A 1,413-nucleotide genomic window follows, 5' to 3' on the forward strand; every position below is an offset into this window, starting at 1 on the left:
TTTTCGCCTTTCCCTCACGGTACTGGTTCACTATCGGTCAGTCAGGAGTATTTAGCCTTGGAGGATGGTCCCCCCATATTCAGACAGGATACCACGTGTCCCGCCCTACTCTTCGAGTTCACAACGTGTGCATTTTTGTGTACGGGACTATCACCCTGTATCGTGCGACTTTCCAGACGCTTCCACTAACACACACGCTGATTCAGACTCTGGGCTGTTCCCCGTTCGCTCGCCGCTACTGGGGGAATCTCGGTTGATTTCTTTTCCTCGGGGTACTTAGATGTTTCAGTTCCCCCGGTTCGCTTCATTACGCTATGTATTCACGTAATGATAGTGTGTCGAAACACACTGGGTTTCCCCATTCGGAAATCGCCGGTTATAACGGTTCATATCACCTTACCGGCGCTTATCGCAGATTAGCACGTCCTTCATCGCCTCTGACTGCCAGGGCATCCACCGTGTACGCTTAGTCGCTTAACCTCACAACCCGAAGATGTTTCACTTCTGATTGCAAAAATTTGAGAGACTCGAACATATCGTTATCGCATTCTTTATTACGGAAGAATGCAACGACATGTCGTTTCAATTTTCAGCTTGATCCAGATTTTTAAAGAGCAAAACTTCGCAGCGCACCTTTGCAGGTACACTCTGAAGTTTTCTTGTTTCAGCAGTAAGTGATGGTGGAGCTATGCGGGATCGAACCGCAGACCTCCTGCGTGCAAGGCAGGCGCTCTCCCAGCTGAGCTATAACCCCATCGTAAAAACTAATCTCTGTGTCCCGAATTCGTTTCCGGGCGCGGCGTGGTAACGCGAAGCATACTGAAGTATGTGAGCGTTGCCATAACAAAGCACGGGAGCGAATTTGGTAGGCCTGAGTGGACTTGAACCACCGACCTCACCCTTATCAGGGGTGCGCTCTAACCACCTGAGCTACAAGCCTGCAGAGATTTTTACTGCTGTTTATTTCTATCAGACAATCTGTGTGGACACTGCGAAGCAGGTTCTTTCAGGTAAGGAGGTGATCCAACCGCAGGTTCCCCTACGGTTACCTTGTTACGACTTCACCCCAGTCATGAATCACAAAGTGGTAAGCGCCCTCCCGAAGGTTAAGCTACCTACTTCTTTTGCAACCCACTCCCATGGTGTGACGGGCGGTGTGTACAAGGCCCGGGAACGTATTCACCGTGGCATTCTGATCCACGATTACTAGCGATTCCGACTTCACGGAGTCGAGTTGCAGACTCCGATCCGGACTACGACGCACTTTATGAGGTCCGCTTGCTCTCGCGAGTTCGCTTCTCTTTGTATGCGCCATTGTAGCACGTGTGTAGCCCTACTCGTAAGGGCCATGATGACTTGACGTCATCCCCACCTTCCTCCAGTTTATCACTGGCAGTCTCCTTTGAGTTCCCG

At 50.6% G+C, this 1,413-nt stretch carries 2 tRNA genes and 2 rRNA genes; all 4 read right to left on the bottom strand.

Annotated elements, in window-relative coordinates:
• Nucleotides 1–480: ribosomal RNA gene (locus NR795_RS20640) — 23S ribosomal RNA — on the bottom strand; the annotation flags it as partial.
• A gap of 198 nt (nt 481–678) precedes the next feature.
• Nucleotides 679–754: transfer RNA gene (locus NR795_RS20645), tRNA-Ala, on the bottom strand.
• Between the two features lie 109 nt (nt 755–863).
• Nucleotides 864–940, bottom strand: a tRNA-Ile gene (locus NR795_RS20650).
• 71 nt (nt 941–1,011) lie between these two features.
• Nucleotides 1,012–1,413, bottom strand: a 16S ribosomal RNA gene (locus NR795_RS20655); the annotation flags it as partial.

Source organism: Pseudescherichia sp. L3 (assembly GCF_024656065.1).
Lineage (GTDB): Bacteria > Pseudomonadota > Gammaproteobacteria > Enterobacterales > Enterobacteriaceae > Pseudescherichia.